At 60.0% G+C, this 25,518-nt stretch carries 22 protein-coding genes, 2 pseudogenes and 1 riboswitch; of the genes and pseudogenes, 19 read left to right on the top strand and 5 right to left on the bottom strand.

The genetic code is table 11. The annotated features are described in order from the left end of the window. The first annotated feature begins 9 nt into the window (after window positions 1–9). From FA90_RS11015 to FA90_RS25625, 4 genes and pseudogenes are all read left to right on the top strand, one after another. Window positions 10–297, top strand: a complete 288-nt coding sequence (locus tag FA90_RS11015) for an IS3 family transposase (protein ID WP_036168700.1) — start codon at window positions 10–12, stop codon at window positions 295–297. Then, the gene (locus FA90_RS11010; protein WP_051971710.1) at window positions 294–1,004 is read left to right on the top strand and encodes an IS3 family transposase; all 711 of its coding nucleotides are present in this window, start codon (window positions 294–296) and stop codon (window positions 1,002–1,004) included. The genes FA90_RS11015 and FA90_RS11010 overlap by 4 nt, the downstream gene beginning before the upstream one ends. Window positions 1,005–1,178: 174 nt before the next feature. Next, window positions 1,179–2,240: an IS110 family transposase gene (locus FA90_RS25630; RefSeq protein ID WP_239700675.1), complete on the top strand. Its 1,062-nt coding sequence runs from the start codon at window positions 1,179–1,181 to the stop codon at window positions 2,238–2,240. Window positions 2,241–2,252: 12 nt separating this feature from the next. Beyond that, window positions 2,253–2,441 (top strand): annotated as a pseudogene (locus tag FA90_RS25625) (IS3 family transposase); the annotation flags it as partial. A gap of 122 nt (window positions 2,442–2,563) precedes the next feature. On the opposite strand, the gene FA90_RS11005 reads toward FA90_RS25625, so the two are convergent. Further along, complete coding sequence (locus tag FA90_RS11005; RefSeq protein WP_036168698.1) at window positions 2,564–3,451, bottom strand: LysR family transcriptional regulator; 888 nt, start codon at window positions 3,449–3,451, stop codon at window positions 2,564–2,566. Between the two features lie 95 nt (window positions 3,452–3,546). On the opposite strand from FA90_RS11005, the gene FA90_RS11000 reads away from it, so the two are divergent. The 5 genes from FA90_RS11000 to FA90_RS10980 all read left to right on the top strand — a co-directional run bounded on the left by FA90_RS11000 (window position 3,547) and on the right by FA90_RS10980 (window position 9,104). After that, entirely contained in the window at window positions 3,547–4,566 is a 1,020-nt protein-coding gene (locus FA90_RS11000; protein ID WP_051971709.1) for a YeiH family protein, read from the top strand. Window positions 4,567–4,624: 58 nt separating this feature from the next. After that, window positions 4,625–5,401 carry a substrate-binding domain-containing protein gene (locus FA90_RS10995; RefSeq protein WP_036168694.1) on the top strand — a complete coding sequence of 259 codons (777 nt, stop codon included), beginning with the start codon at window positions 4,625–4,627 and terminating at the stop codon, window positions 5,399–5,401. A gap of 301 nt (window positions 5,402–5,702) precedes the next feature. Further along, the gene (locus FA90_RS10990) at window positions 5,703–6,578 is read left to right on the top strand and encodes an MBL fold metallo-hydrolase (RefSeq protein ID WP_036168692.1); all 876 of its coding nucleotides are present in this window, start codon (window positions 5,703–5,705) and stop codon (window positions 6,576–6,578) included. A 25-nt stretch (window positions 6,579–6,603) separates the two neighbouring features. Beyond that, window positions 6,604–8,268 carry a bifunctional protein tyrosine phosphatase family protein/NAD(P)/FAD-dependent oxidoreductase gene (locus tag FA90_RS10985; protein WP_036168690.1) on the top strand — a complete coding sequence of 555 codons (1,665 nt, stop codon included), beginning with the start codon at window positions 6,604–6,606 and terminating at the stop codon, window positions 8,266–8,268. 38 nt (window positions 8,269–8,306) lie between these two features. Next, on the top strand, window positions 8,307–9,104 hold the full coding sequence (locus FA90_RS10980; protein ID WP_036175265.1) for a sulfite exporter TauE/SafE family protein: 798 nt from the start codon (window positions 8,307–8,309) through the stop codon (window positions 9,102–9,104). Here the strand turns inward: FA90_RS10980 and FA90_RS10975 are convergent. After that, window positions 9,088–10,440, bottom strand: a complete 1,353-nt coding sequence (locus FA90_RS10975) for a sigma-54-dependent Fis family transcriptional regulator (protein WP_051971708.1) — start codon at window positions 10,438–10,440, stop codon at window positions 9,088–9,090. The genes FA90_RS10980 and FA90_RS10975 overlap by 17 nt on opposite strands. Before the next feature lie 298 nt (window positions 10,441–10,738). Between FA90_RS10975 and FA90_RS10970 the strand changes: the two genes are divergently transcribed. From FA90_RS10970 to FA90_RS10960, 4 genes are all read left to right on the top strand, one after another. Beyond that, complete coding sequence (locus FA90_RS10970) at window positions 10,739–12,175, top strand: cytochrome ubiquinol oxidase subunit I (RefSeq protein ID WP_036175259.1); 1,437 nt, start codon at window positions 10,739–10,741, stop codon at window positions 12,173–12,175. Window positions 12,176–12,177: 2 nt separating this feature from the next. After that, window positions 12,178–13,185, top strand: coding sequence for a cytochrome d ubiquinol oxidase subunit II (gene cydB / locus FA90_RS10965; RefSeq protein ID WP_036168688.1), 1,008 nt, complete (start codon window positions 12,178–12,180; stop codon window positions 13,183–13,185). Continuing rightward, on the top strand, window positions 13,142–13,321 hold the full coding sequence (locus tag FA90_RS25620; RefSeq protein WP_307171210.1) for a DUF2474 domain-containing protein: 180 nt from the start codon (window positions 13,142–13,144) through the stop codon (window positions 13,319–13,321). The genes cydB and FA90_RS25620 overlap by 44 nt, the downstream gene beginning before the upstream one ends. A 179-nt stretch (window positions 13,322–13,500) precedes the next feature. Next, entirely contained in the window at window positions 13,501–14,784 is a 1,284-nt protein-coding gene (locus tag FA90_RS10960; RefSeq protein WP_036168686.1) for an alpha/beta hydrolase, read from the top strand. Window positions 14,785–15,249: 465 nt separating this feature from the next. Here the strand turns inward: FA90_RS10960 and FA90_RS26380 are convergent, their stop codons facing one another. Then, window positions 15,250–15,522 carry a hypothetical protein gene (locus tag FA90_RS26380; RefSeq protein ID WP_156116667.1) on the bottom strand — a complete coding sequence of 91 codons (273 nt, stop codon included), beginning with the start codon at window positions 15,520–15,522 and terminating at the stop codon, window positions 15,250–15,252. A 598-nt stretch (window positions 15,523–16,120) separates the two neighbouring features. On the opposite strand from FA90_RS26380, the pseudogene FA90_RS10955 reads away from it, so the two are divergent. The 4 genes and pseudogenes from FA90_RS10955 to FA90_RS10950 all read left to right on the top strand — a co-directional run bounded on the left by FA90_RS10955 (window position 16,121) and on the right by FA90_RS10950 (window position 20,164). After that, window positions 16,121–16,747: pseudogene (locus FA90_RS10955) on the top strand (tyrosine-type recombinase/integrase). A 668-nt stretch (window positions 16,748–17,415) separates the two neighbouring features. Continuing rightward, window positions 17,416–17,988 (top strand): hypothetical protein, encoded by a 573-nt coding sequence (locus FA90_RS26375; protein WP_156116666.1) that lies wholly within the window; start codon window positions 17,416–17,418, stop codon window positions 17,986–17,988. Between the two features lie 203 nt (window positions 17,989–18,191). Then, on the top strand, window positions 18,192–18,527 hold the full coding sequence (locus tag FA90_RS26940; protein ID WP_197065283.1) for a hypothetical protein: 336 nt from the start codon (window positions 18,192–18,194) through the stop codon (window positions 18,525–18,527). Window positions 18,528–18,722: 195 nt separating this feature from the next. Continuing rightward, window positions 18,723–18,788: riboswitch (Fluoride riboswitch) on the top strand. Between the two features lie 59 nt (window positions 18,789–18,847). Continuing rightward, on the top strand, window positions 18,848–20,164 hold the full coding sequence (locus tag FA90_RS10950; protein ID WP_036168684.1) for a voltage-gated chloride channel family protein: 1,317 nt from the start codon (window positions 18,848–18,850) through the stop codon (window positions 20,162–20,164). A gap of 380 nt (window positions 20,165–20,544) precedes the next feature. Here FA90_RS10950 and crcB read toward each other — a convergent pair whose 3' ends face one another. Together crcB and FA90_RS10935 are read right to left on the bottom strand one after the other, a co-directional pair. Further along, window positions 20,545–20,931: a fluoride efflux transporter CrcB gene (crcB, locus tag FA90_RS10940; RefSeq protein WP_036168680.1), complete on the bottom strand. Its 387-nt coding sequence runs from the start codon at window positions 20,929–20,931 to the stop codon at window positions 20,545–20,547. A gap of 346 nt (window positions 20,932–21,277) precedes the next feature. Next, the gene (locus FA90_RS10935; RefSeq protein WP_051971707.1) at window positions 21,278–23,782 is read right to left on the bottom strand and encodes a TIM-barrel domain-containing protein; all 2,505 of its coding nucleotides are present in this window, start codon (window positions 23,780–23,782) and stop codon (window positions 21,278–21,280) included. A gap of 508 nt (window positions 23,783–24,290) precedes the next feature. On the opposite strand from FA90_RS10935, the gene FA90_RS10930 reads away from it, so the two are divergent. Continuing rightward, window positions 24,291–25,151 (top strand): STAS domain-containing protein, encoded by an 861-nt coding sequence (locus FA90_RS10930; RefSeq protein WP_036168679.1) that lies wholly within the window; start codon window positions 24,291–24,293, stop codon window positions 25,149–25,151. Between the two features lie 7 nt (window positions 25,152–25,158). Next, window positions 25,159–25,515, top strand: coding sequence for an STAS domain-containing protein (locus FA90_RS10925; RefSeq protein ID WP_036168676.1), 357 nt, complete (start codon window positions 25,159–25,161; stop codon window positions 25,513–25,515). The last annotated feature ends 3 nt before the right edge of the window (window positions 25,516–25,518 follow it).

Raw genomic sequence — 25,518 nt, 5'->3', positions numbered from 1 at the left:
AGGTATTACATGGCACGTGAAAGACGAGTATTTTCAGAAGAGTTTAAGCGCGAAGCAGTCAAGCTGGTAGGCCAGCCTGGTGCGAGCAAGGCGGCGATAGCCCGTGACCTTGGCATTGGCGCCAATTTGCTGGGACGGTGGTGCAGAGATGCTGACGTCGATGCAGAGGTCGCCGTCCGGAGCGAGAAAGTGTCGGCCCAGGAATACGAGCGTATGCGACGCGAGCTGGCGAAGGTCAAGACGGAGCGCGACATATTAAAAAAGGCGCTCGGCTACTTCGCAGCCGACCTCAAGTGAAGTACGGCTTCATCGTCAAATATCGAACCATCTGGCCAACGCGAATGATGTGCCGTCTACTCGGCGTATCGAGCAGCGGTTTTTACGACTGGCTTGGACGGCCTGCAAGTGCGCATGAACGCGAGAATGCCCAGCTTCTCAAGGCAATCAAGCACAGCTTTGATGCCAGCGATGGCACATATGGTTCACCGCGGGTAGTGCGAGACCTTATCGACGCCGGTTTGTCCTGCAGCGAGAACCGCGTAGCGCGACTGATGAAAGCGGCCGGCATCAAGGCCCGCCACAAGCGACGTCGTGCGCCAGGACAGCTCGATTCGCCAGTCCACGCCATCGCGCCGAATCTGTTGGACCGGCAGTTTGAAGCGACAGGGCCGAACCAGAAATGGGCGGCCGACTTTACTTATGTGTGGACTGGCGAAGGCTGGCTGTTTGTCGCTGTTGTCCTCGACCTGTATTCGCGGCGTGTGGTGGGCTGGTCGATGCAGCCGACGATGACGGCACAACTGGTGATGGATGCTCTGCTAATGGCAATTTTCCGACGCGGTCGTCCTCGCGCAGTGGTGCATCACTCCGACCAGGGCTCGCAATACACGAGTGAGGATTTCCAGCGCTTGCTCGAGTCTCACGGCATCGTTTGCAGCATGAGTCGACGCGGTAATTGCTGGGACACTCAGTCTATTATGGTCGAGAACGCCTGCCAAATCTGACCCGTGCTGGGATTGGCCTGTTGCCTTTGCGTTGACCTGTCGGTTTGGTCAGAGCGTTCCCCGAGCGTTACCGGGCCAGATGCCTGTGACCTAATAGGAGCTTTGTTCTGCACCGTGAGTGTCCTGTCCAGCAAATGGGATTGGTAATGCGCCTACCTTGAACAAGGAGACGATTTGGATAACCAATCAATGCAAAACGAGGTGATTCTCGGCGTCGATACACACTTGGATACGCATGTTGGCGCGGTAATAAATGATGCAGGAAAGTTGATCGGAACTTTAGTGACGCCGACGACTGCAAGCGGTTACCAGAAATTGTTAGCTTGGGCACGCTCCCTGGGCCGCGTTACACGCGCTGGAGTCGAAGGTACTGGAACTTATGGTGCAGGCCTTGCCCGCGTTTTACGCGAGCAAGGTATCGAAGTTTTAGAGGTCAATCGCCCGGACCGCAGCAAGCGACGGCTGAAAGGAAAATCTGATCCGGCCGATGCAGAAAGTGCTGCACGATCCGTGCTTTCTGGGGACGCCACTGCTATCCCCAAGTCGCATTGCGGAGCTGCTGAAGCGATGCGCATCGTTTCTGTTGCGAGACGAAGCGCAGTCAAGGCCAAGACCCAGGCCATCAATCAGTTGAGGGCAATCCTAGTCAGCGCTCCGCAGGAAATTCGTGAACGACTTTGGAAAGCAAAGGCAGAACAATGCGTTGCGGCATGCGCACATTTGCGGAACTTGGGGACGAGCACACAACTGGAGACATTGACCACGACACTGCGTCTGCTAGCGAAGCGCTGGTTAGCGCTCGCGGCCGAACTAAAGGAGCTTGACAGCTCTCTAGAGAAACTGACAAGCCAGGCGGCGCCACGGCTGCGTGAGCAGTTTGGTATCGGACCACAGACCGCAGCCACACTCATCGCAGTCGCTGGCGACAATCCTGAACGCTTGCATAGCGAGGCAGCACTCGCCGCACTGTGTGGCGTGAATCCGCTACCAGCATCCTCTGGCAAAACAATACGTCACCGACTGAACCGTGGCGGCGACAGACAGGCAAACAATGCACTGTGGACTATCGCCATGGTGCGAATGCGAAGCGAACCTCGAACCCGCGCATACGTCGAACGTCGCACTGCCGAAGGCATGTCGAGCAAGGAAATCCATCGGTGCCTGAAGCGATATATTGTGCGAGAGCTCTACCCACTGATTCTTGTAGATTTGGCATCGGCAGCGAAGACTTCTTGACATAGGAGCGTCAACGCTGCAATGGAGAGTTTCTTCTCGACGCTCAAGACTGAGCGCTTAAGCAAAAAGCACTACCGGACCAGGGATGATTTACGTGCCGATGTGTTCGACTATATCGAAAGGTTCTACAATCCACGCCGGCGTCATTCCACTATCGGCTACATCAGCCCGGTACAGTTTGAAAATCTAAAATGCGCCTAACGGAAGTGTCCGTGACGATGGGGGAAGGCCAAAGTGTGTTATCTCTGCCCTTGGTTAGATGCGATGTTCGATCTGTCTGCCATCAGGCAAGACTCTGCAGTGTGCCAACTGCATGTCCAGTTTTAAACGGCATGCGAATGCACGAGCTGCTCGAATGCTAAGCTAGCTCGGCTGCGATGGCGTTCCGGGTGGCGAAGCATCGAAAAGGCGCGAGTCGGTAGCTGGAATGCGGCCAATGCGAGTCGTCCCACCTCGAGCTGCGGCGCCACGACTAGCTCAGACATGGCCGTCGCGAACGGCCCGGTCATGACGGCGCTGCGTACCGCTTCGTTCGAAGGCAGGCTGAGCGCGACCTGCAGCTCAGCAATCGGAATGCCGAGTGCGCCGAATGCGGCCTCGAACGCTGAACGCGTGCCAGATCCTGCCTCGCGCATGATCCATTGGACGCTCGTGAGGTCGGCTGGCCCAAGTGGCCTGCCGTCAGCCCAGGGGTGGTCTGGGGCGACCACCACGACCAGCTTGTCCTCGCCAACGATTTTTTTCGCCAGCGGTATTTCGCCGATGTCGCCCTCCACGAAGCCGATGTCGGCCGTACCTTGCAGGACCGACCGCGCAACACTCTCGGTATTGTCCATTTCAACCTGCAGGTCAATGCCCGGCCAGGTTTGACGGAAGCGCACCAGCAAGGGAGGCAACCAGTAGCTTGCGATGGTTTGGCTCGCGTAGATCGCCAGCGCGCCACGCTTTAGCGTGCCGAGTTCCGCCAGCGTTGTCTCGGCCGCACGTGCACTAGCCACGGTGCGACGTGCCTCAGTCAGGAAAATACGGCCTGCCTCGCTTGTTTCGATTCGTCGTCCGACGCGATGGAACAGGGCAGTTCCGTAGCGCTCTTCGAGCGCCTTGATCGAAGCGCTCACCGCCGACGGTGTAAGAGAAAGCGCGGAAGCGGCTTGCGTCAGATGCTGGCGCTGCGCGACTTCGATGAACACCCTTAGCTGCTCTAATGTCATTGTTCATTTATCACGAATGGTTTATCAATAATTATAAGATGGACCGAACGATCTCGGTAAGTAATAATCTGTTTATTACATAAACGTATATCGATATGAAAAATTCAAATAAATATTTTGGCGGAACGGGCAGTGTAGTTCCCGGGATGCTCTTGTGCGCTGCAGTTACCCTATTTGCCTATGGGCTAGAGGAAATCGAAATCCGTTGGCTCGGCCGCCCTTGGCTGGAAAGCCTAGTCCTTGCGATTCTGCTTGGTACAAGCATTCGTACGTTGCGCCGACTTGACCCGAAATTCGAACTAGGCATCCACGTCGGCGCCAAGCTTTTACTTGAAATTGCAGTCGTGTTATTGGGTGCATCAATCAGCGCGAATACCTTGCTTGCCAATGGGCTAGGACTCATCGCCGGCATCGCCGTTGTAGTCGTCGTTGCGATTGTCTTCAGCTATGGAATAGGCCGCAGCGTTGGCCTGCCGAGCAAAATGGCGCTGTTAATCGCATGCGGCAATTCGATTTGCGGAAATTCGGCGATTGCCGCAGTCGCCCCAGTCATCGATGCCGACAGCAAGGACGTGACCGCGTCGATCGCCTTCACCTCCGTGCTCGGCGTGCCCGTGGTGTTGGGACTGCCGCTGCTGTCGGGGATGCTGTCGCTGACGCCAAAGGAATACGGCGTGTTCGCAGGACTGACGGTGTATGCGGTGCCGCAAGTGTTGGCGGCGACCGCCTCGGTCTCGGCCACTAGTGTCCATATCGGCACGCTAGTAAAACTGGTGCGCGTACTGATGCTGGGGCCGGTGGTCCTGCTGCTGTCAGTATTTGGCCGGGGCAGCGCTAGTGCGCGTCCAAAGTTTTCGCATTTGGTGCCCTGGTTCATTGTCGGATTTCTTCTGCTGCTATGCCTGCGTTCGTTGGGCTGGGTTCCCGCACCACTGCTGGCGCCCGCCCACGACGCCGCCAGTTTCCTCACGATCATGTCGATGGCTGCACTTGGCCTCGGTGTCGATGCCTGCGCCGTGCTGCGCGCTGGCGGCAAGGTGGCGTCCGTGGTCGTGGTGTCCCTGATCGGGCTTGGCCTCGTCAGTCTTGGATTGATCAAGCTACTGGGCGTCTAATGCACGCTGCTAAGCAGAGATCGTTCTCCCTTAACCCCTACATGAAAGGTAACTCAACATGAAATTACGCACCACCACGAAGACCGTTGGGCGGCTCGCGGCCACAGCCCTATTGGCCGCCAGCGCTGGTTTGGCTACAGCGCAACCGTCTCTCTTGGTATATGGACCTGGCGGTCCTGCTCCGGCGATGAAGGAAGCAGCGGCGGTGTTCGAACAGGAACATGGCGTCAAAGTGACGGTGACTGCCGGGCCGACGCCGAATTGGATCGAACGTGCCAAGCAGGATGCCGACCTGATCTACAGCGGATCGGAAACGATGATGACGGATTTTTCGGTCGCGATGGATGGGCGCATCCAAGCCACCAGCGTCACGCCCTTGTACCTGCGCCCTCTGTCTATCCTAGTTCGGCACGGCAACCCGCAGCATATCCACGGTGTCGCTGACCTGATGCGTCCAGGACTTCGAATTCTGGTCGTCAATGGCGCTGGCCAGAACGGGGTGTGGGAAGACATGGCCGGGCGCAAGGGGAACCTTGAGACTGTCCAGAAGGTGAGAGCCAACATCGCCAGCTACGCCGCCAATAGCGCCGTCGCGCGCGACACCTGGACCAGCCACACCGATATCGACGCCTGGCTTATCTGGAATATCTGGCAAGTCGCCAATCCGAAGCTTGCCGACGTTGTGCCGATCGAGTCCGATTACGCCATTTACCGCGATACTGCCGTCGCTTTAACGACGAACGGCGCCGCGAACCCTTTAGCCAAGGCCTTCGTCGACTTCCTGCAATCGCCACGCGGCGCCGCGATCTTTGCGGCCTGGGGTTGGACCAAATAGTCCGCGGCTGTCGCTGGATCGGCATGCGTTGCTCATTACGCAAGCGGCCAGCGGATCATCTTTGAGCGATCCGGTCGTCCAGGCGTCGGCGCGAAACCTTAAATGGCATCGGCTGTTTGTATGAATCAAGCGCTGCCATCCGGCACTTTGGCACTGCCATGCATATGGCAGATCGGAGACATCTGGACGGCCGAAATCGCCTTAAGAAGAAAATTCCTTTTTCCCTCAGAGGGTTATCGCAAGATCGCAAACTGGCATGGTTCTTGTAATGAAGTAAGGGTGCTCATTTTTCAAAAGACCCATGAATAATCTACATATCGAAGGTTTGTTCGATTCGACCACGTCCACGGTAAGCTATATCGTGATGGACACGCACAGTAAGGCGTGCGCGATCATCGACAGCGTGCTCGATTTCGATCCCAAGTCCGGGCGTACAACCACGGCCAGTGCCGACCGGATCGTCGAGCGCGTTCAGGCGCTCGACGGTTGGGTGGAATGGATACTGGAAACCCATGCTCATGCCGACCATTTTTCCGCCGCGCCGTATTTGAAGCAACGTCTCGGCGGGCGTATTGCGATTGGCGAACACATCCGCAGTGTCCAGAACGTATTCGGGATCCTGTTCCATGCGGAGCCCGAATTCGTGCCGGACGGCCGCCAGTTCGACCACCTGTTTCGCGACGGTGAATGTTTCACGGTGGGTGGCTTGCAGGCCCAGGTCCTGCATACACCGGGACATACACCGGCATGCGTCACTTACGTGTTTCAAGAAGGCGATGACGTAGCTGCCTTCGTGGGCGACACGATGTTCATGCCCGACCACGGCACCGCACGCTGCGACTTCCCTGGCGGCGATGCACGCATCCTGTTCACGTCGATCCGCCAGTTGCTCGAACTGCCCGACGCAACGCGCCTTTACATGTGCCACGACTATCAGCCGGGCGGTCGCGAGCTGCAGTACGTCACCACGGTCGCCGAAGCGCGCGCCTGCAACATCCATGTGCGCGACGGCACCAGTGTGGACCAGTTCGTCGACATGCGCACAAAGCGCGACGCTTCGCTGCCGATGCCCGTGCTGATGCTGCCCGCGGTACAGGTCAACATGCGCGCCGGCGCGCTACCGCCGGTGGAGGAGAACGGCATCCGCTACCTGAAGATCCCAATCAATGCAATCTGACCCGAGCCACGATCTGGAGCCATCCATGCGCATTACCCATCTGACCGGAAAATTTTCGGTCTCGCCGCAAATTCATCCGGCTGACGTCGCCGCGATCGCCGCCGCCGGCTACGACGCAATCATCTGCAACCGCCCGGATGGCGAAGCCGCGGACCAGCCGGACTACCGCGACATCCAGGCGAGCGCGCTGACCGCCGGCATCCGCACGTTTTATTTACCGGTCGAGCCGAATGGCTTGAACGACCAGCTCGTGACGGCGTTCGGCAGTCTGCTGGACGATCTGCATGGCCCGGTGCTCGCCTACTGCCGTAGCGGCAAACGCAGTGCCTCGCTGTGGGCGTTGACCTGTGGCCAGGCCATGCCGCCGCAGGAGATCCTCGCCCGCGCCGCGCGCGCCGGGCACGACCTGGCCACGCTGCTGCCGCGTATCGCGGCCCCGGGCCCGTGGCGCGAAGCCTTGATCTCGTCGTCGCATCAGGTGCTGATCAGCGGGGCTGGCGCCGCGGGTATCGCGGTAGCGGCGAGCCTGCTGGCGCGCGATGCCGCGCTCGACATCGCCATCGTCGATCCCGCCGACACCCATTACTACCAGCCCGGCTGGACTATGGTGGGCGCCGGCGTGTTTCATCCGGCGCAGACGATGCGTCCGATGGACACGGTGATCCCGGCCGGGGTGCGCCGCATCAAGGCCAAGGTCGTGTGTTTCGATCCAGACCACAATGCGGTCGTGCTCGACAACGGCCAGTTCGTCGGATATGACCAACTGGTGGTATGTCCGGGACTGACCCTGGACTGGGACGCCGTCGACGGCCTGCGCGCGGCCCTCGGAAGCAACGGCGTCACGTCCAACTACGACTATAAGCTTGCCCCCTACACGGCCGAGCTGGTCGAACGCTTCCAGGGCGGCACCGCCCTGTTCACCCAGCCGCCGATGCCGATCAAATGCGCGGGGGCGCCGCAAAAAGCGATGTATCTGTCCTGCGACGCCTGGCGCCGGCGCAGCGTCCTCGGCAAGGCCGACGTGCAGTTCCATTCGGCCGGTGCGGTCCTGTTCGGCGTGGCCGACTACGTGCCGGCATTGATGGAGTATGTGCGCGCCTACGGCATCGACCTGCGCTTCGGCCGGCGCCTGGTCGCGGTCGACGGTGCCAGCCGCAGCGCCACCTTCGCCGTCGCGACCCCCGACGGCGAGCGCCACGACGAGGTGCGCTTCGACATGCTGCACGCCGTGCCGCCGCAACGTGCGCCGGACTTCATCCGCGCCAGTCCTCTCGCAGATTCTGCGGGCTGGCTCGACGTCGATCCGGCGACGCTGCACAGCAAGCGCTATCCCAACGTGTTCGGCCTCGGCGACGTCATCAACGCGCCGAACGCCAAAACCGCGGCGGCCGCGCGCAAGCAGGCCCCGGTCGTCGCCCACAACCTGCTCGCCAACCTTGGCCGACACGCGCGCGCCGCGCATTACGATGGCTACGGTTCGTGCCCGTTGACGGTCGAGCGCGGCAGGATCGTGCTCGCCGAGTTCCGCTACGGCGGCAAACTGGCGCCGAGCTTTCCGCGCTGGCTGCTCGACGGCCGCAAGCCCTCGCGCCTGGCTTGGCTGCTCAAGGAGCGCATCCTGCCGCCGCTCTACTGGCACGGCATGCTCAAGGGACGCGAGTGGATGGCCAGTCCGGCTATCGACGCTTGAGGCGCAATGGCATCGACGCATTCGCAAAGGAACCAAACATGCTATTGAGCCTTCTACTCGGCGCCGTCGTCGGCGTCATCATGGGATTGACCGGCGCCGGCGGCGGTATCCTGGCCGTGCCGCTGCTGGTATTCGGCCAGCGCATGACCGTGGTCGCGGCCGGTCCCGTCGCCTTGCTCGCGGTTGGCGCCGGCGCCGCGCTGGGCGCCTGGTTCGGACTGCGCACCGGGATCGTGCGCTACCGCGCCGCCATGCTGGTCGCGGCGATCGGCATCGCCGCCAGTCCCGCCGGTGTATGGCTGGCCGCCCGGCTCGACACGCGTTTGTTGACGCTGGTGTTCGCCGCGGTCCTGGCCCTGGTCGCCGCTAAGGGCTTGCGGGACGCGACGGCGGCAAAGCGCGATGGCGACATCGCTGCGGTGCGCCGCGCGTGCCGGTGCGACCCGCATACGGGCCGACTCGCCTGGACGACCGGCTGCGCCGGCCGGCTGTCAGTTATGGGCGCTGCTGCCGGCCTGTTATCGGGGCTGCTGGGTGTGGGCGGGGGATTCGTCGTGGTGCCGGCGCTGCAGCGTTTCACCGACCTGGACATGCGCGCCACCGTGGCCACCTCGCTTGCCGTCATCACGCTGATCTCGTTCGCCGGCGTCGCCGTCAGCGTGCATGGAGGGCATTTCGACCTCGGGGTCGGCGTACCGTTCGGTGCGGGGACTGTGCTGGGGGTGCTGGGCGGCGGGCGGCTGGCGTCGCGCTGGCCGCCGCGCCATCTGAAGGCGGCGTTCGCCATCGTGTGCCTGGCCGTCGCGGCCGGGCTGGCCGTCAAGATTCTGGCCTGACCGAGCCGGGGCGCCAGGGCAATGTTGTCTTGCACGCGTCCAGGCGGCGATACAGCGAGCGTTCGCTTATGCCCAGCGCCGCCGCCAGGGCCTTGCGGGACCCCTGGAAGGCGCCGACATAGGCGATGAACGCGGCGTCATCCAGCAAGGCCGGCGACGCGGGTCTTGCCAACGCGACGTGGATGGTGTCCAGGCGCAGATGTTCCGGGCGGATTTCGCCATCGTCGGCGAATAGCCGCGCGCGCTCCAGCACATTTCGCAGTTCGCGGATATTGCCCGGCCAGTCATGGTCGGCAAGCATCAACAACGCCTGCGTCGAGACGCGCATCGGTTTGCGTGCGGCACCCGCCCCGCGCGCCAGCAAGGACTCTACCAGCAAGGCGATGTCCTCGCGCCGGTCGCGCAGCGCCGGCAAGCGGATCGGAAAGGCGCTGATGCGGTAGTACAGGTCTTCGCGGAACTGGCCCTTGCTTGCCATTTCCAGCAAGGGCTTGTGCGTGGCCGCCACCAGGCGGAAATCGGCCTGGATCATGTCCAGACCGCCGACCCGCCGGTAGGTGCCGGATTCGATCAGGCGCAGCAGCTTGACCTGCATCGACAGCGGCACGTCGCCAATCTCGTCCAGGAACAAGGTGCCGCCTTTCGCTGTCTCGATGAGGCCAGCCTTGCGCGACTGTGCTCCCGTGAACGCGCCGCGTTCGTAGCCGAACAACTCGCTTTCGAACAGGGTGTCGGTCAGGCCCGAGCAATCGACTACGACGAAGGGCTTGTTGGCGCGTGCGCTGCCTTCGTGGACAGCCCGCGCGAACAATTCCTTGCCCGTGCCCGAGGGGCCCAGCAGCAGTACCGGCAAGTCCGAACCGGCGACGCGGCGCAGGTCGCCCAGCGCCCGGTTGAACGCCGGCGACGAGCCGACCAGGCCCTGGTCGTTCGCCTGAGCCGAGGCCTGGCGCACTGTTTCCAGCCGTTCGACGAAACCGATCACCTTTGCCTGTGCGTCGAGGATCGGGCGCAGTTCGACGTCGACATGCTCGGGACCCCGTGGCGTGTGATGCACATGCAGCACGCGCTCGGCCGTGCCGCTAGCGCGGGCCACGCGCAGGGGGCAATGCTCACCTGCCTGGTCGCATGGCACGTCATAGTGGTGCGAGACCGCATAGCACTTGTGGCCGAGATAGGGCTTGCCGTCAGACGCGAACTGTCGACGGTAGGCAGTGTTCGCGGCCAGGATTTCGTACTCGGTACTCATCACTATGCTGGGGACAGCATCGTGCTCCAGGTAGGACAGCAGTGCATGCAAATCGGCGCTGTCGAGGGCCTTAGAGTGTTGGTTCATATAGATAGGATACGCAGTCGATGTTCGCATTGTGCGCGTATGGCAGAACGCTGCCAAGTGGCAGTTTGTCACTGCCGCAGACGCGGCATATGCTCATGGTTGGCAGACTCAGTTCCCTGTAACAAGTCGTTCTTCAATGAAATCAAAGGCTTGGTAGTGACTTTGTAATTGGCACGATTCTTGTAATGAAGTAAGTGCCAATACAAGGAAATCAAAATGAGCTTTCTCCAGAAACGACCTCCGTGCCCTCCCAATGCAGCGCCTACACCAGCGAACGACTGAGCCGACAGGAGCCGCCATGTTCACATTCAACGCATTACAGCTTGCACGCATCCAGTTTGCGTTCACTGTCTCGTTCCACATCATTTTCCCCGCCATCAGCATAGGCTTGGCTGCTTACCTGGCAATATTGGAAGGGGCGTGGCTCAAGACCGGAGAGCGCGTCTACCGCGATCTTTATCACTTCTGGTCACGTATCTTTGCCGTCGATTTCGGCATGGGCGTTGTCTCCGGCCTCGTCATGGCCTACCAGTTCGGAACCAACTGGAGCGGCTTTTCCGACTTCGCCGGTCCGGTCACTGGACCCTTGCTAGCGTACGAAGTGCTGACCGCCTTCTTCCTCGAAGCCGGGTTCTTGGGGGTAATGCTGTTTGGGCTGAACAGGGTCGGGCCGGGATTGCACTTTTTCTCGACCCTCATGGTTGCCATCGGCACGCTGGTATCGACTTTCTGGATTCTGGCCTCGAATAGCTGGATGCAAACGCCGCAAGGGATCGAGATCCAGAACGGTCATGTTGTGCCGGTTGACTGGGTTGCAGTGATCTTCAACCCATCGTTTCCCTACCGCCTCGCGCATATGGCGACCGCCGCATTCCTTGCGACCGCATTCTTCGTCGCCGCATCGGCCGCTTGGCATCTGCTCCGCGGCCGCGACGAGCCGGCCGTACGCAAGATGTTGTCGATGGCAATGTGGATCGCGCTTGTCGCGGCCCCGCTTCAAGTGGCCATTGGCGACGCGCACGGTCTGAATACGCTGAAATACCAGCCGGCCAAGATCGCCGCTATTGAAGGTCACTGGGACAATCACCCAGGAGAGGCATCGCCGCTCATCCTCGTCGGCTGTCCTGACATGGCACGCGAAACCACGGGTTGCAAACTTGAGCTGCCGTACTTGGGCAGTCTGATCCTCACCCACAGCCTGAATCAGCAAATCCCGGCCCTGCGGTCGTTCGCGCCAGCGGACCGGCCGTATTCGCCGCTGGTGTTCTGGTCGTTCCGCACGATGGCCGGTCTGGGTTTTCTCATGATGGGCACCGTGCTATGGGCAGCGTTCCTACGGCGCGGCGACAAGCTGTACCGGTGTCGGCCCTTTCTCAAGCTGTGCGTCGCGATGGGACCGTCCGGCGTGCTCGCGATATTGGCCGGGTGGATCACGACCGAAGCTGGACGCCAGCCTTGGGTCGTGTATGGACTGATGCGCACAGCTGACGCTGCATCTGCGCATCCGGTGGACGCGCTTGCGACAACGCTGGCGCTGTTCGTCATCGTCTACTTCAGCGTCTTTGGTGCTGGGTTCGGCTACATGCTTCGCCTGGTGCGAAAGGGACCGGTAACGGGCGAGGGTGATGGCACAGACCCCGGAGGGCCAGGTACGGCTGTAACATCGGCGCGGCCAATTTCCGCCGCGCTTGCCGTCGACGCTGGGTTCAACGCGACCGCGAACGGAGGCGTCTGAGCATGGGTATTGATCTTTCTATCGTATGGGCGTTGGTCATCACCTTTGGGGTCATGATGTATATCGTCATGGACGGATTCGATCTTGGCATCGGCATTCTGTTTCCGTTCGCCCCTTCGAAAGGCGAACGCGACATCATGATGAACACCGTGGCACCGGTCTGGGACGGCAACGAAACCTGGCTGGTGCTGGGCGGAGCTGGTCTATATGCGGCGTTCCCGCTTGCGTACTCCATCATCCTAAGCGCGCTCTACCTGCCGATCATGTTGATGCTACTTGGCCTAGTATTTCGTGGTGTGGCTTTCGAATTTCGCTTCAAGGCCCACGACCATAAACGGCACATCTGGGACAAGGCCTTTATTGGCGGGTCACTGGTGGCTACGTTCTTCCAAGGCGTGATCTTGGGCACATACATCGCGGGCATTCCTGTGCGCGGACGCGCGTTCGCGGGCGGCGCCTTCGACTGGATGGCGCCGTTCCCCTTGTTCACGGGAGCTGCCCTCGTCGTTACCTACGCGCTGCTTGGTGCCACCTGGCTCATCATGAAGACGGAGGGAACGCTCCAGCACAAAATGCGTGGTATCGGACGCGTGCTCGTAGCGCTGCTGCTGCTTTGCATCGGTGTCGTCAGCGTATGGACGCCGCTGCTCAAGGAAGCGATCGCCACGCGATGGTTCAGCTTCCAGAACCTGTGGTGGTTCCTGCCCGTCCCCGTACTGGTTCTGGCGATCACCGCGGGCCTTTTCATCTCGACACGTAAGGATAACGACACCAGTCCTTTCCTGTTCACGCTGGCGATAATCTTTCTCGGTTACAGCGGCCTGGCGATCAGCCTGTGGCCGGACGCTGTGCCAGGCGCATTGACGCTTTGGCAGGCGGCCGCGCCCCCGCAAAGCCAGGGATTCGCGCTTGTTGGCGCATTGCCGATCCTGCCGCTCATTCTTGGCTATACAGCGTGGAGCTACCATGTGTTCAAAGGGAAAATTGGTCATGCGCAGACTTATCATTGACCGATGGAGCGGGTACGCTTTCGTTCGAAGACTCGCCTGGCTCGTCGGTATATGGCTTGCCAGTGTCGCGTCGCTAGCCGGCGTGGCCACGGTACTGCGCCTGCTGATGCATGCGGCAGGAATGCGTTCGCCTTGAGGGACGTCAGTTTCTGTTTCAACTTTCCAAAGGTGCCTATCGCGCCGACCCGGCGGCACGCTCGTGCAAGAGCGCGAACGTGCAATTCAATCCAGAGATTACGCAGTTCGTCTCAAAGATAGTTTCCAGATGGAAGCTGCCGGCTACAGTGCATGACTTCGCATTTACTATCCTCGATAATGAAAAGCCTCTCCCAAAAAATCATCCGCTTTCTGATCGTTCCCTTACAAGTGGCCACGGTATGGATGATCTTCCTTCTCACGTTGTGGATAAGCGGCGGAATTGCTGGCGGCTATCCAGCTTTCCTTATGTCCGTGGCCATCGCGGGTATATTCTTGTGGCCCCGTATACGGCAGGGTACGAGGCGCGCGGTCATCTGGAGCGGAATGGGACTGCTTCTCGCATTGGTGCCTCTGGTCATCGTGTTGGTACCGCTGGCGTCCTCCTCATTGCCCGCCCTGGCCGCCGACAAATCCGTTCAATTGTGGGCTACGCACGATGGCCGTCACGTCGCCGTCTACCGCTACTCGGCGGCCCCGGCGAACGACCGTCACATGGCCTTGGTGTTTGCGCATGGCGGGCCTGGCGCATATTTGCGCGATTTTGATCGTAACTTTTTTGCAAGTTTCGCGCATGCCGGTTTCGACGTTGTCATTTACGACCAGTTCGGCGCCGGGCGCTCGCCACTTGGCGATCCGACGACCTATACGCACGAGAACAATGTCAGGGATTTGGCCGCCGTACTTGCTCGCGTTGATAAGCCAACCGTCCTTATTGGGCAGTCGTACGGGGCGACACTGGTGACGTCCGCACTGTCAGAAGAGGAAATCCGCAAGCATGTCACCCACGTAATCCTCTCCGAGCCGGGACGCCTGCCGGGAAGCACTGAATCGACAGCGAAATCGATGTCCGAAAAAACCACCCTCGCTCCGGATGCTAGCGAAACACCAAGCCGTGCGGTGATTGCGAAAGTCGCCGCGCCGCGCGCGCTCCTAGCGAATTTTCTGCCGCGCGAAAATCGATTCGTAAAACAGGAAGAGCTCATCAACCTCTATACGGCCGACGTGCAGCGCCTCTTGATAGCGCCAGGATTTTGCAAGGGCGATACGACCTTGCTCAATAGCTTCAAGGCTGAGCCCTTTAATTTGAAGGCCAACGTCGCCATCAACCGCGATGCCTTGGCCGCACCGACGCCCGATTTGCGCAAGATGAAGGCGCCAGTGATGCTGCTGCTGGGAGAATGCAGCTATATTCCGCGAGGGCTTGCAATGGAGTATTTCGGCACCTATTCCATCAAGCGCAGCCAGCGGATTCTAGGCGTTGGACATATCTTATGGGGTAATCCTAGAGGTCAGGCGATGACCCGTGATGCCATTATTCGCTTCATCGAGAATGCACCTGCCGCGCTACCGAACGACCCGACCGCCGCTACCGCGAACCGGTTTGTCGACCAAGGGCGTTGATGCGCTTGACGGCGCAAATAAGCTAGTTAAATGCGTCCGGTTGGATGTAAATCAAGAATTGCTTGTAGCCGAGGGAGCGATTTTTGCACTTCAACCGGATGCAGTCGTGCGGAGAAGATCAGACGGCATATAGGACATACCATCGCAGGCAAGCTAATCGGACGCGACGACGAAGACCCTCCGGCTCGACAGCAACCTTTCGCCACCACGCTTGTATTCTCCGGCAGAGCAACGCCCAATGCAATGTCGAGGTCGCTGTCGGATACATCGAGAGCGTTGTCTGACAGCGAATGAAGACTTGATGAAGGTCCGCTTCTGGCCGGTTGCAGACCTACGTGTACGTCCGCAACCGACCCATCACAGACCGGGTATGTCGGCGGTAACACTAAGGATGTAAGGTCGCGTGGAACTTTATTTTCGCACCATGATAGTAGTGACTAGCGAGGACGCCTTTGCTAACGGCTTCTACCCTGTTTTTGCCCAGTGCCATCGTCCAAAAATTTGTGGAAATATGCTAGCGAGATAACCATGTACTGAGGCTTTCCCTGCAGTATCCACGACAATTACAACTTCCCAATCATCGGGTTCAAAATAGCCCTCCTTGGCATAGGAAAATCTTTTCTGTCCCATGTCGAATGCGATTGCAGCCCCGACCTCCCCTTTGGGATCGACATACACAGTTGTGGTCTCTCCCGCAGGGATCAAAGCAACTTGTCGCTGGAAGTTAGAGCCGGACACTGTGACATTCTGGAGCGCTTGACCGGAATGATTGGTAATGTAAATCGGGATGTCGTATGATCATCCATACAACCATACCGCGACAGGAACCGCGATCGCTATGTATCTTTTGAACTTCATTCACAACTCGCCTGTTCGCTTACATTGATGAGTAAGCCAGATACTGGAACTTTCGTTAATAAGCGCTCAAGTAGAGCGCCAGCTATCGACCCTAAGCGGACGGTCAAGTCTGGGACCGAGACAGCCAGAGTAAGCACACTATCCCAACTACAACGAGACCGAAGATCCAATAGCCGACTCGTTCGTTCCTGGACATCTCTGCATATCGTTCGTCACGCGATTTAGTGAACGATTCCTTTACTAGCTGTTGCCAAGTCTTTTTCATAGCGTTAGCCAAACCATTTTTGAAGAAGATGCTCCTGGCACCGAGGACGAAATATTGGCAACTGCACCATTGCACGTCCGCTTCTGGCCGAACTCGGCCGATCGATACAGCTCAGTGTACGACCGTGGTTGCTTCCAAGGCAAGCAAAGGCTGCGTTAAGGGTTTCTGGGTCACTAGGTGCCCACAATGGGTTTCCACAACCACGGAGGCCTCATGGACTCGATCTCTAGCAAAGCCAAAAGTGTAGGGCCCTGGAACAAGGGACGTCTTGTAGGGCAAAAGCTGCCATTGAAGTTACGGGAAATTTGGGCGATTCGCATTCGTCTACAGTTGGCCGCGCAGGTGCGAGACCTCGCGCTGTTCAACCTCGCTATCGATAGCAAGTTGCGCGGCTGCGACCTCGTCAGTTTGCGCGTCAAGGACATCGCGCAGGGGCGAAGCATCTTTCACCGCGCGATCGTCATGCAGCGTAAGACCGGCCGGCCTGTTCAGTTCGAAATTACGGAGCAAACCCGGCAGTCGGTGCTTGCCTGGATCGATCGGCGCTAGCTGTCCGGAAGCCAGCACCTATTCCCAAGCCGAGTGAGCGAGTCGCCACACCTGTCTACTCGCCAGTACGCGCGAATCGTTACCAGATGGGTGGAATCGATCGGCTTGGACGCGACCGCTTATGGAACACATTCGATGCGCAGAACAAAAGCGACTCTGATCTACAGGCGAACGAAAAATCTTCGTGCCGTGCAACTGCTTCTCGGGCATACTAAGCTCGAGAGTACAGTTCGCTATCTCGGCATCGAAGTCGATGACGCTTTAGAAATTGCAGAGCAAACTGAGGTTTAGTGCCCAAGCCACAAAAGTGGGCTGTAAGCCTGGATCGGCCAAGAGATGAGGTTCTATACATGACGTTCTCGATTGGCGCCATAGATTAACTAATACATTCCAATGAAAGTACAAATTGCCGAAAGGGCCAAGATGAAAGAATTTTTGCGGTACACAAAAGACATACTTGTGCAAGATTTCCGTGCTCAGCTCGTGCCCTTCAAGGCGATCTATAATTTTATCATTCGCTACGCCGACAATAATTCGGCGCGTTGAACTAACAAGCCTTTGAAGCCTGACCTAGCAAAGAAAAGTGCCGATAGTGCCCATACAATTTCGGTCACCTGTTTCAACCTTCAGATTTTCAAGTCACTTCGAGAACCTGCTTTCTGAGGCCTTTACGTTCTGGCAGCGCAATGCCGTAACTTTGAGGACTCACTCATGAGTACACGATCCCCCACGCAAAGAGTGGAGCAGTATGTGCTGAGCGCGCCGCTTCGCAACCCCTACCTTAGTTAGAGCGAAGCCGAAACACTCGGAGTTTTTTCAAAAGGCTGGTCCAGATAAGTCCGCTATCGGCCAAGAGCAGACGTCGCCTCGTCAATTTCAGAGTTATCGTAGTGTTGTCGGTTTGAGAATTCTCTACGCTCGGCGCTCCCGCTTATTCGTAGCTTTAATTCAAGTGCTCGATGAATGTACAAGGAATGAAGATGCACCGATTTTGCTTTTTGTTTCTTGTACTGCCGATTTATGCGACAGCCGCAGGCGTTTATCGCAACCAATCCGGATACAGCCTTTCGCTAATCATCCCGACGGGCGCTCGCCCATGTACAACCTCGCCACCCGGACTTGATCACGGCGTCGTCCTCGTCTACGGCAGTACCACCTGCGATTTCGGCAGTAATCCTGACCGATCAAAGATCTCATTTTTTGTCTCGTACAACGTTGGTGATGGCGATGATGGTGAAGGGCCAAAATCGCCGCGTCAATTGGCTACTTTGGAATGCGAGGGCCAATCGGTCGAACGTAGCACGGAGCGCCTGGGTGATCTCGTGTTATACGAGTGCGTGAAAAGTTCCGTTCAGGGCAGCGTGACGGTGACACTGGTCGGTCAGAAACAAGGCAAGAGCGATGTTTCTTGCTGGCAGAACTATGTGGTACACGTCTACAGCACTAAGGCTGAGGTAACGCATTACCGGCACAAGTTACACGAGGTGTTATTGCATGCATCAACCGCCCTGGTGCCAACCCAGTGTGACTAACCGTGCGAAGCATCCGGCAAGACGGGACACGGCAGTCAACAGGACGAGCGATCTTTACGGAGCCGACTTTTACTTGCCAGTGAAGAATCGACTCATCTTTGACGCTATGACCGCTTCGGGTCGGTAGCGGCCGTTGCAATAAGTCTGCAACCGGCCAGGAGCGGACGAATGCTGCTCGCCTCACATGTCACGTAAGGAACGCAATGCGTACAGAAACGCCGGTGTTTATCGCCACGGTGTCCATTCTATGGCTCCGCTCGGACGGGTCCGAGGTGATGATTGAAGCGAAGATTGGTGCGCCATATGTGGTTGACGATCAAACATGGGCATGCCCAGCGTGCCTAGAGGGTGTTGATGGGCGTTATCCAGACATCGTAGGTGAAGGATCGTTTCAGGCGTTGTCTATTGCTATGCGACTGATCGGGAACAGGCTCGGTCATATGCTTGAGGACAACGCGCATCTTGTTTATCCAGTCGACCGTAGCGCTTGGGGCTGGTCCTCGCATGCTGCTTTCTTTGGAGCAGCCAAATTTAGCTGAGCGAATAGTCCGCTTTGGGTCGGAAACGGACGTCGCCGTAGGCCCGCAACCGGCCAAAAGCGGTCTTTGAAGACGAATGTTTGTGCGTGAAGAGTTGAGCCGCCCATATCCCGGAGTCCAAAAACAATAATCAACGATCAGTCTAACGGCGTTGCCAGTCCTGATTGGCCAAGTGCCAGAAGCTTGGTATGATCTACTCCAGACGGAGATGGCATTCCTCCCGTAACCGCTCAATCCCGAGCTGATGATGCCTACCTTTCCCGGCCGGGAAGGTAGGCACACGCCTCGAACCGGACCAGCTGGGTTTACTCACTGGACCGATGAAAAATACCCCTTATCCCGAACAAGTCGAGTTGCTGCCTTACATGGGCAAGTGGCTCATTCTTGCCATCGTGGCTGCCGTGCTTGCAGGCTCGGCATCCGCTTTCTTCCTGTCTGCGCTAGATCGGGTCACCGAGGTGCGCATTGCGGCGCCGCGCATCATCTGGCTACTGCCGTTGGCTGGATTCGCCGTTGGGTGGGTGTATGACCGCTTTGGCAAGAGCGTCGAAGCGGGCAATAACCTGATCATCGATGAGATCCACGATCCGCGCCAAACGATCCCGTTGCGAATGGCGCCGCTGGTGCTGGGTGGAACCATCATTTCGCATTTGTTTGGCGCTTCGGTCGGGCGCGAAGGCACGGCGGTGCAAATGGGTGCGACCTTGTCCGACCAAGTCTCCTACATCCTCCGGCTTGACCGCGAATCGCGTCGGGTGCTGGTCATGGCGGGCATGAGCGCCGGGTTCGCGGCCGTGTTTGGTACGCCGGTTGCCGGCGCAATCTTCGGCCTTGAGGTGCTGGCGATCGGCCGCATGCGCTATGACGCGATCCTGCCATGCATTGTCGCGGCGATCGTTGCCGACCGGGTCGGGCTATGGTGGGGCATCCAGCATACGCATTACATACTTTCCACGATCCCTGCCGTGGACGCTGCCGGTCTGGCTGGAGTGATCGCTGCTGGCATTGCGTTCGGCCTTGCAGGAATGCTGTTTGCGAAGCTCACCCATAGAATGGGCGACCTGGCCAAGCGCCATGTGTCCTACGGCCCTTTACGGCCGCTGCTGGGTGGCAGCGTGGTCGCGCTGGCTGTCTACCTACTGGGAACCCAGCGCTACATTGGCTTAGGCATCCCAGTTATCGTCCAGTCGTTTCAGCAACAGCTCGGCTTCGGCGATGCCATCGGCAAGCTGGTTTTTACCGTCGTATCCCTAGGCACCGGGTTCAAGGGCGGCGAGGTAACGCCGCTGTTTTATATTGGCGCGACGCTCGGCAACGCGTTGGCGCCGTTGCTGCACTTACCATTCCCGCTGCTGGCTGGGCTGGGCTTCGTGGCCGTCTTTGCCGGCGCAGCCAACGTGCCGCTGGCGTCTACCGTCATGGCGATCGAGCTGTTCGGCGGGAACATAGCACCCTATGCGGCCTTGGCCTGCGTGGTCAGCTACCTGTTTTCGGGGCATACCGGCATCTACCGTGCTCAGCGTATCGGACGCGCTAAGCACCATCGGGATTTGCCCGATGGGCTACGATTGTCCGAATTGCCGGCCTATCGGGCACGCTCCCGTACCCATCGCGCGTCGGTACTACCGAAGGAGTAAGTGGGCATGATGACCGAATTTGCCGTCTTGCGTATGTATATCCCGATGTCGGCCCGTGCGCGTGCCACGCGGCTATGGCACCATTTCAGCGCACCGCAGCTTGCGCATCATCTTCTGGACCAGGCACGCCGAGCGGGCATGCGTCAGGCCTTGCTATTCCAAGTGGACGGCGGCTACTTGCCGGGTGATAAGCCATCCCATCTACACGTCGACGGGACCGCAGCGCGCCATCCTCAGTGTGTTGAACTAATCGATACGGAGTCGGCACTACGCGCATTCCTCGCTACACACCACGCAGAGCTGAACGGGACACAGGTTGTGTTAGTGCGTTGCGAATTGCCGCTCCTGGGCGCGACGGCAACGGCGCCGGGAGCGCCTGACTAGCGGCGCATGAGCAGGCCAGTACAGGCCATGCCCAAGGCACACATCGCGATCGAACCTCCAACGTGCAGCAGCACAGCAACAGCACCCATCGTCAGGCGTCCGGCACGCAATAGGGTAACGACTTCGCCAGCGAAACTAGACATGGTCGTTAGGCCGCCGAGGAACCCAGTGACGACGAACAGCCTGATTTCGGGCGGAAGCGAAGAAGTATTGGTAAACCAGGGGATGGCCATGCCGATAACATAGGCGCCGGCCAGATTCACCAACAGGGTGCCAGGCGGGATAGCCGGAAATAGTGAATTCATGATGACACTGATCCACCATCGCAAGAGCGCGCCCAACGCCGCACCGCTGGCGACCGCGAATACGGAAGAAATCCCCATCAATGCCTCATGTTGGAAAGTCAAGTATCAGCTTAGCACGGTAGGTTCCGAGGCCTTTAGGATCTTCGTGTGAAACGACGACGCTCGATCTGTTCGAGCCTTACGGGAATGGGGCGATAATCTCTGCGTGCAGTCATCAGCTTTAACGTCTGCAATGGGTCGGTTGCAGACGTAGCTTTAGTTCCGTATTCGGCCAGGAAGCTGCTGCGCAATAATCGCTGACTGAGCCTCGCGCGTGTGAGTGCGTGCGAGGATGAAAAAACCGCCAGTGCGTGAGCCTGGCGGTTTTTTTATTGCGGGGCGCTGGTGGGCTTGGGGCCGCGCTTGCGCCGGACGACCTTACAGCTTAGTTGCGACGGACAGCGATCGAAGCCGCCGAGCCGTCATCGTCCAGCGTGAAGCGCAGGGTGCGCGCCTTCGCATTCAGCTGGCTCTCGACCGCGCTCGCGCTGGCGCCGCTACGGACCGTGCCCTTGCCCTGCCAGCCATGAACCGTCACCGCCACCTGCTTCCACCACGGCTTGAAGCTGCCTTCGCGCTTGCCGAAGTCGAGCGTCACGCCGTCCGCGGTGACCGTGCAGCGCACCGGCTGGCGCAGGAATTCCCCGCGTTCGTAGCCCATCGAATGGCCGTCGTCGAGGTAGATGTCGCCGCTGCAGTCCGGGCCCGGGTAGACGTCCAGCTGGAGCGGGCCGCGCGGGGTTTCGGCGGTCGATTGCACCACGGCCTGGCGCGGCAGGATGGTGCCGGCGCGGACGTACACCGGCAGGTGGTCCAGGCGCGGGGTCTCGTCGACCACGTCTTCGCGGCTGTGCTTTTCGCCGGTCGCGTCGGTGGCCGACTGGAACACGCCCGCGGTCTGCTGCTGCGCGCGGCCGGCGGGCAGGCCGGTCCAGTAGTCGTACCAGCCGCCGGCCGGCAGGCAGGTCTTGTACGGCTGCGGCGACTCGGGGCTCGGCGGCGGCGAGACCAGCAGCGCGCGGCCCAGCGTGAAGGTCCACGATTCGTCGCAGCTCGATGCGATCGCATCCGGATAGTCGTAGAACACCGGGCGCAGGATCGGGTCGCCGGTGCGCGCGTTCTGCTCGGCCAGCGCGTACAGGTAGGGCATCAGCTTGTAGCGCTCTTCGACGAAGCGGCGGCGGATCGCCGTATGCTGCGGACCGTCGACCCAGGGTTCGACGCGCGGCGTGCCCTTGGCGCTGTGGTCGCGGAACACCGGGTAGAAAGCGCCGATCTCGAACCAGCGCGTCAGCAGGTCGGGGCTGGGGCCGCCCTTGAAGCCGCTGACGTCGGCCGCGCCATACGAAAAGCCCGACAGGCCCAGGTTGATGAGCTGCTGGATCGACAGCTTGAGGTGATCCCAGGTGGCGCTGTTGTCGCCGGTCCAGGTGACCGAGTAGCGCTGGCCGCCGGCGTAGCTGGCGCGCGTCATCACGAAGGCACGCTCGTTCGGCGCCAGCTTGCGCAGGCCGTCGTAGGTGGCGCGCGTGTTCTGCATGCCGTAGACGTTGTGGATCTCGGCGTGGTCGGCGGTGCGCTTGGCGAAATCGTCGGAGGCGATGCGGTGCCGCGTCGTGAGCGGCATGGTCTTGGTCGGCGTGCCGAAGATGGCCGGCTCGTTCATGTCGTTCCAGACGCCCGCGATGCCCATCTTGACCTGGTCGGCGAACAGCGTGCCGTACCAGTCGCGCGTGCTGGCCTGGGTGAAGTCCGGGAACACCGAGTCGCCCGGCCACACCGGCGCCACGTAGGTCGAGCCGTCCGGGTTCTTGACGAACTGGTCGCCCTTGATGCCGCTGTCGTAAGGCGCATAGCCCTGGTTCGGCGCGGCCGCCACGTGCAGGTCGGTGATCGTGACCAGCTTGATGCCTTGCTTGCCCAGATCGCGCACCAGGCCCGGCATGTCGGGGAAGGTCTTGGGGTTCGCCGTGAATGGGCGGTTGCGGTCCTGCCAGTCGATGTCGAGCCACATGACGTCGGTCGGGATCTTCTCGGCGCGCAGTTTCGCGGCCACCTGGCGCGTCTCGTCGGCCGTCATGTAGCTGTAGCGCGACTGCTGGTAGCCCAGCGCCCAGCGCGGGGCCAGCGGCGCCTTGCCGGTCAGGTCGGTGTAGCGGCGCACCACCTCGGCGGTGGAGGGGCCATGGATCAGGTAGTAGTCGATCGGGCCGTCGGGGGCGCCGAAGGCCAGCACGCCATCAATGCGGTGGCCGAAGTCGAACCAGCTGCGGCGCGTATTGTCGAGGAAGATGCCGTAGCTGCCGCCGTCGCCGCCGACGCCGATGAAGAACGGGATCGATTTGTAGATCGGGTCGTCGCTCGAGGTGAAGCCGAAGGCGTCGGTGTTCCAGTCGACGAAGGTCTTGCCGCGCCGGTCCATGCCGCCGGTCTTGTCGCCCAGGCCGAAGTAGTGTTCCGACTGCGGCATGCTTTTTTTCAGCGTGAACGCGTGGCCGTCGAGGCTGACCGGTGCCGCATCGGCCGAGACGATCTTGCCGGCCATGTCGCTGACCACCAGGCGGCCATCCTGCAGCTCGACGCGCAGCGCGCGGGTGGCGAAGCCGTGCGCCGTGGGCGTCACCTGCGCCCGCTGCGCGCGTACGCCATGCGGCACGGCCCAGCTGGCGTCCTCTGGGAACGCGCCGCCGGGGGCGAGCGTCACGCGCAGGATGTCGTCGGTGAGCGCGACTACGCGCAAGGTGACGGGGCCCTGGCGCACTTCCAGGCCGGAAGCGGTGGCGGTCGGGGTTGAAGAAGCGGCCTGCTGGGCGTGGGCGCAGGGGGCGAACAGCGTCGCAACGGCCAGCGCGAGCGCGGCAATGCGGGGCGAATGAGTAGGGCGGGGCATGGGTCTCCAGGGCGGCGCAATGGCCGCTTTTCCTTTGGTGTTGCTAAAAGTAACATTCTGGCACCTGTGCCGATGTAACTCAACTACATTGTGTAATTGGACTACATTTTGGGCTGGCCGAGAGCCGGCGTACGTCTGTAAGACCGCGGACGTTTTGGCGGTCGAGTGTGTATTCAGGAAGACTGCAGAACGTAAAGCTACGACACTATTTTATTTGTGTATGAGTGATTCCTCCATGCAACATTGCCACGCAAGTGTCCCGCTGCCACTCGTGGTAAAAATGCGCAAATTGTGACGTGCATCAGGATTTTGCCGTACGATGAACGACCAAATTTGATCAATCCTGACGGTGCTCATCCATTCCTCCAGCCTGTATGGAGTTTAATGCGCTGGTGCATGCAAACGTGTCGTGTAACACGGGCAAGGAATGATATAGTTGGTTATTTGTACGATTGCATGTATTCACAATGCGCGCACAATCTCTCACCAATATCAAGGACTACGACAGATGACCACACAGGACTATTCGACCCGCATCAGCCAGCTCATCCAGGATAACGAAGCCACGATCGGCGCGGAGTGGATGGCCCAGCTGGAGGCGTTGACGGTCCGTACCAACGTGGTCACGAAGGAGCAGCTGCGCCGCCACTGCCAGAAGTTCCTGACCGCGTTCGCCGGCGCGACCCGCGGCGGCGAGCTGCAAAACGTCGAGCACCGCTCGTGGGACGAAGTGCGCGACCTGCTGGACGACATCTCGACCTCGCGCGCCAAGGCCGGCTCGACCCCGAGCGAGACCGCGACCTTCGTGTTTTCGCTGAAGCAGCCGCTGTTCGCGCAGCTCAGCCGTGGATTTGCCGGCGATCCCGAAGGCCTGGCCGCCGCGTCCTGGACCGTCAGCACGCTGCTCGACAAGCTCGGCCTGTACACCATCGAAGTGTTCCAGCGCGCGCGCGACCAGGTGATCGTGCGCCAGCAGCAGGAACTGCTCGAGCTGTCGACCCCGGTCGTCAAGCTGTGGGACGGCATCCTGGCGCTGCCGCTGATCGGCACGCTCGATTCCGCGCGCACCCAGGTGGTGATGGAGAACGTGCTGCAAAAGATCGTCGACACCGGCGCCTCGATCGCCATCATCGACATCACCGGCGTGCCGACCGTCGACACCCTGGTCGCCCAGCACCTGATGAAGACCATCGCCGCCGCGCGCCTGATGGGCGCCGACTGCATCATCAGCGGCATCCGCCCGCAGATCGCGCAGACCATCGTGCACCTGGGCGTGAACCTGGAAGACGTGACCACCAAGGCGACGCTGGCCGACGCCTTCGTCGTTGCGCTGGCGCGCACCGGCACCTCGGTGATGCGCAAGGACTGAGCGCACCATGGAACGCATCCCGATTCTGCGCATGGGCAAGCTGCTGCTGGTGACGATCCAGGTCGACATGCACGACCGCCTGGCGATGACGCTGCAGGACGACCTTACCGAGCGCATCGTGCGCGATAACGCGCGTGGCGTCCTGATCGACATCTCGGCGCTGGACCTGGTCGATTCTTTCATCGGCCGCATGATCAGCAATACCGCCGCGATGGCGCGCGTGCTGGACGCCCAGACCGTGGTGGTCGGCATGCAGCCGGCGGTCGCCATCACGCTCGTCGAGCTGGGCCTGACCCTGGACGGCGTGAAAACCGCGTTGAACGTCGAGAAGGGCATGGCCCTGTTAGGAAAGTCAGAGCTTTGATGA

The sequence above is a fragment of the Massilia sp. 9096 genome (assembly GCF_000745265.1).
Classification (GTDB): domain Bacteria; phylum Pseudomonadota; class Gammaproteobacteria; order Burkholderiales; family Burkholderiaceae_D; genus Telluria.
The sequence above is the reverse complement of the archived record's forward strand: the minus strand, read 5'-3'. Positions and strand labels throughout refer to the sequence as shown.